Below are 4855 nucleotides of genomic sequence, written 5' to 3' on the forward strand. Positions count from 1 at the left end.
TCTTGTGCGCCCCTGAACGACAGGGGCGCGAGCGAGCCTCCATGCACTTTGCCAACCCCGAGCAAGCCCGCGGCTTTCTGGCCGAAAACCCTGATATCGACCTGATCGAACTGTTCATCCTCGACGCCAACGGCGTGCCGCGCGGCAAGCTGCTGCACCGTGACGAGCTGATGGCGGTGTATGAAAGCGGCCGGCCGCTGCCCAGCACCATCCTTGGCCTGACCCTCAATGGCGACGATGTGGAAAACTCGGGCCTGGTCTGGGATGTCGGCGACATCGACTGTCGCGCCTACCCCCTGGATGGCAGCCTGGTGCGCCTGCCCTGGCGCCGGGTGCCGACCGCCGCGGTGCAGGTCAGCATGCACCCTAGCGAAGGCCTGCCCGCCAGCATTGCCGACCCACGCCATGTCCTGCTGCGCACCATCGAGGCCCTGAAGGCCGACGGTTATCACCCGGTGATGGCCTGCGAGCTGGAGTTCTACCTGCTCGACCAGCAGCGCGATGCCCAGGGCCGCCCGCAACCGGCGCTCGACAGCGACGGCGGCCGGCCACGCAGCACACAGGTCTACGGCCTGCGTGAACTGGAACAGATCGAACCCTTCCTCGCCGACCTGTATGCCGCCTGCAAGGCCCAGGGCATTCCGGCGCGCACAGCGATTTCCGAATACGCACCCGGCCAGGTGGAAATCACCCTGGAGCACGGCGATGCGCTGGCAGCGATGGACCAGGCCGTGCGCTACAAGCGCCTGGTCAAGGGCGTGGCCCACGCCCACGGCATGCAGGCCTGCTTCATGGCCAAGCCCTTCGCGCAGATTGCCGGCACCGGCATGCATATGCACCTGAGCCTGGCTGACAGCGAAGGCCGCAACCTGTTCGCCAGCGAGGACCCGGCCGGCACGCCGCTGCTGCGCCAGGCTGTGGCCGGCATGCTGCGCCACCTGCGCGATTCGCTGCTGCTGTTCTGCCCCAACGCCAACTCGTTCCGCCGCTTCCAGGCCAACAGCTATGCGCCGCTGGCGCCGACCTGGGGTGTCGACAACCGCACCGTGAGCCTGCGCGTGCCCGGCGGCCCTGCCCCCAGCCGGCACATCGAGCACCGTATCTGCGGCGCCGATGCCAACCCTTATCTGGCTGCCGCGGCCATTCTCGCCGCCACGCACCAAGGCATTCGCGAACAACTGGACCCCGGTGCGCCGGTCGAGGGCAACGGCTATGCCCAGGCCACCGAGCACCTGCCCACCGACTGGCTCACCGCCCTCGATGCACTGGAGCACTCGGCCTGGGCGCGCGAAGCGCTGGGCGATGCCTTCCTCGGGGTATACCTGAAAGTCAAACGCGCCGAATACCGCCAGTTCATGGCCGAAGTCAGCGAACAGGACTGGCGCTGGTACCTGCACCAGGCCTGAGCCCTACCCTATTCAGAACAAGGAACACCCCATGAACGCAGCACTGAACAACGGCCCGGCCCAGCGCGCACCGTCCTACTACAGCGCCACCCTCAACGACAGGACCGAGTACCCGACGCTCAAGGGCACCGAACAGGTCGACGTGGCGATCATCGGTGGCGGCTTCACCGGTGTCGCCACCGCCGTGGAGCTGGCCGAGCGCGGCCTGAAGGTCGCCATCGTCGAGACCAATCGCATCGGCTGGGGCGCCAGCGGGCGCAATGGTGGCCAGGTGACTGGCAGCCTGTCCGGCGACGAGGCCATGCGCACGCAGATGCGTGACCGGCTCGGCAGCGAGGTGGACGATTTCATCTGGCACCTGCGCTGGCGCGGGCACCAGATCATCGAGCAACGCGTGGCGCGCTACGGCATCCAGTGCGATCTCAAGCGCGGCCACCTGCATGCCGCGATGAAGCCGTCGCATCTGGAGGAACTGCGCGCCTTCGAAGCCGAGGCCCAGCGCCGGGGGATGGGCGACCAGGTACAGCTGCTCGACCGCCAGGGCATCTCGCGCCACCTGCAGAGCCCGCTGTATCTCGGGGCGCTGAAGAACACGCGCAACCTGCACCTGCATCCACTCAACCTGTGCCTGGGCGAGGCGCGGGCTGCGCACAGCCTCGGCGCGCTGATCTTCGAGAATTCAGAAGTGCTGGATATCGTCCACGGTCCGCGCCCGGCGGTGGTCACTGCCAACGGCCGGATCGAGGCGCGCCAGGTATTGCTGGCGGGCGATGTGTACCACAAGCTCGAACAGCGCCAGCTCAAGGGCAAGATTTTCCCGGCCATGGGCGGCATCGTGACCACCGCGCCCCTGGGCGAGCTGGCCGAGCAGATCAACCCCGAGGACCTGGCGGTGTACGACTGTCGCTTCGTCCTCGACTACTACCGCCTGACCGCCGACAAGCGCCTGCTGTTCGGCGGCGGCGCCAACTATTCGGGGCGTGATTCGCGGGACATCGAAGCCGAGCTGCGCCCTTGCATCGAGCGCACCTTCCCGGCGCTCAAGGGCGTGCCGATCGAGTTCAAGTGGAGCTGCGCCATGGGCATCGTGGTCAACCGCATCCCACAGCTGGGCAAGCTGTCGGACAACGTTTGGTACTGCCAGGGTTACTCCGGGCATGGCATCGCGACCAGCCACATCATGGGCGAGATCATGGCCGAGGCGTTGACCGGGACGCTGGAGAAGTTCGACACCTTTGCCGCGTGCAAGCACATCAAGGTGCCGATGGGGGATTTGCTGGGCAATCCGCTGCTGTCGGTGGGGATGTGGTACTACCAGATGCTGGAAAAGTTGCGCTGAAACCAAAACCGGCCCGTTCTTGCAGGAGCGGGCCGGTGTGAATCAGGCGATCTTCTTCAGCCCAAGCTTCTTCATTTCTTCGTCGCGCAGCTCACGACGCAGGATCTTGCCGACGTTGGTGGTCGGCAGGGCATCGCGGAACTCGATGAAACGCGGCACCTTGTAGCCGGTGACGTTGGCACGCATGTGCTCCATCACCTGCTCCTTGGTCAGCGTGACACCTGGCTTGGCGACGATGAACATCTTGATCACCTCGCCCGACTTCTCGTCAGGCACGCCGATCGCGGCACATTGCAGCACGCCCGGCAGGGAAACCAGCACGTCTTCCAGCTCGTTGGGGTACACGTTGAAGCCCGAGACCAGGATCATGTCCTTCTTGCGGTCGACGATGCGCATGTAGCCGTCGGGCTGAATCACCGCGATGTCACCGGTCTTCAGCCAGCCTTCGCTGTCGAGGATCTCGGCGGTGGCGTCTTCGCGCTGCCAGTAGCCCTTCATCACCTGCGGGCCCTTGATGCACAGCTCACCGACTTCTCCCAGCGGCAGTTCCTGGCCGCTGTCGTCGATGACCTTGCACAGGGTGGACGGCACCGGAATGCCGATGGTGCCGATCTGGTTGGCTTCGGACGGGTTGACCGCCGCCACCGGGCTGGTCTCGGTCATGCCGTAACCTTCGCAGATGGCGCAGCCGGTGACCGCCTTCCAGCGTTCGGCCACGCTCAGTTGCAGGGCCATACCGCCGGAAAGCGTGACCTTCAGCGCCGAGAAGTCCAGGCTGCGGAAGGTTTCGTTGTTGCACAGGGCGACGAACAGGGTGTTCAGCCCGACGAAGCCGCTGAACTTCCACTTGCCCAGTTCCTTGACCATCGCCGGCAGGTCGCGCGGGTTGCTGATCAACACGTTGTGGTTACCGATCAGCATCATCGCCATGCAATGGAAGGTGAACGCGTAGATGTGGTACAGCGGCAGCGGCGTGATGATGATCTCGGAGCCTTCCTGCAGGTTCGAGCCCATCAGCGCGCGGCACTGCAGCATGTTGGAGACCAGGTTGCGGTGGGTCAGCATCGCGCCCTTGGCCACACCCGTAGTGCCGCCGGTGTATTGCAGCACAGCCACGTCATTGGCTTGCGGGCTGGCCTCGATGACCGGCTGGCCACGGCCCTTGGCCAGTGCATCGTTGAAGCGCACGGCCTGGGGCAGGCTGTAGGCCGGCACCATCTTCTTCACATACTTGATGACGCTGTTGATCAGCACGCGCTTGAGCGGCGGCAGCAGGTCGGCCACTTCGGTAACGATGACGTGCTTGACCTGGGTCTTGGGCAGGACCTTCTCGACCAAGTGCGCCATGTTGGCCAGGCACACCACGGCCTTGGCACCGGAATCGGTGAACTGATGCTCCAGCTCACGCGCGGTATACAGCGGGTTGGTGTTGACCACGACCAGGCCGGCGCGCATGGCACCGAACACGGCGACGGGATATTGCAGTACATTGGGCAGTTGCACGGCGATGCGATCGCCGGGCTTGAGGTCGGTGTGCTGTTGCAGCCAGGCCGCGAAAGCGCCGGACAGGGTGTACAGCTCGCCGTAGGTGAGGGTCTTGCCGAGGTTGCTGAACGCCGGTTTGTCGGCGAAGCGCTGGCAGGATTGCTTCAGTACGGCCTGGATGTTGGGGAATTCGTCAGGATTGATTTCCGCCGTAATTCCGGCTGGGTATTTATCCTTCCAAAAATGTTCGATCATGGAAGCCCACTCCTTTAGCAACAGCGAATTCTTCACGCGTCGATGCGTTTATTATTGATATGAGATGAAGGGATTCATTGCAAACCGCATCATCTGAAAGCGCGCCGAGAGTAACAGCTTTGCCTGGGGTCGCCTAGAGGGCTTCGCAAGCCTCAAGAGTCACCAAAGTGACTAAATGAACTCTATGAGTCATTTCTAGAGTATTTAATCAAATGTCGCATTGCGGTGCGTGCGGCAGCCGACTCGGTCGCTGTAGGAGCGGGCTTGTCCCGCGATCGGGCGCGAAGCGGCCGCAAGCCAGGCAGTCGAGATCGTCCTGATAAATCTCGGTGCCAGGTTCTACGGCCGCTTCGCGCCCGATCGCGGGACG

At 64.1% G+C, this 4855-nt stretch carries 3 protein-coding genes; 2 read left to right on the forward strand and 1 reads right to left on the reverse strand.

Annotated elements, in window-relative coordinates:
* Positions 1 to 41 precede the first annotated feature (41 nt).
* Together HU729_RS24850 and HU729_RS24855 are read left to right on the forward strand one after the other, a co-directional pair.
* Positions 42 to 1406 carry a glutamine synthetase family protein gene (locus tag HU729_RS24850; protein ID WP_186666882.1) on the forward strand — a complete coding sequence of 455 codons (1365 nt, stop codon included), beginning with the start codon at positions 42 to 44 and terminating at the stop codon, positions 1404 to 1406.
* A 31-nt stretch (positions 1407 to 1437) separates the two neighbouring features.
* Positions 1438 to 2745 (forward strand): FAD-binding oxidoreductase, encoded by a 1308-nt coding sequence (locus HU729_RS24855; protein WP_186711859.1) that lies wholly within the window; start codon positions 1438 to 1440, stop codon positions 2743 to 2745.
* 42 nt (positions 2746 to 2787) lie between these two features.
* Here the strand turns inward: HU729_RS24855 and fadD1 are convergent, their stop codons facing one another.
* Positions 2788 to 4485, reverse strand: coding sequence for a long-chain-fatty-acid--CoA ligase FadD1 (gene fadD1, locus HU729_RS24860; RefSeq protein ID WP_186666884.1), 1698 nt, complete (start codon positions 4483 to 4485; stop codon positions 2788 to 2790).
* Positions 4486 to 4855 lie beyond the last annotated feature (370 nt).

It is taken from the genome of Pseudomonas sp. RW10S2 (assembly GCF_014268985.1).
Classification (GTDB): domain Bacteria; phylum Pseudomonadota; class Gammaproteobacteria; order Pseudomonadales; family Pseudomonadaceae; genus Aquipseudomonas; species Aquipseudomonas wayambapalatensis.

Coding starts and splice junctions, on each gene's coding strand:
- HU729_RS24850 (WP_186666882.1), top strand. CDS start 42: ATGCACTTTGCCAACCCCGAGCAAGCCCGCGGCTTTCTGGCCGAAAAC.
- HU729_RS24855 (WP_186711859.1), top strand. CDS start 1,438: ATGAACGCAGCACTGAACAACGGCCCGGCCCAGCGCGCACCGTCCTAC.
- fadD1 (WP_186666884.1), bottom strand. CDS start 4,485: ATGATCGAACATTTTTGGAAGGATAAATACCCAGCCGGAATTACGGCG.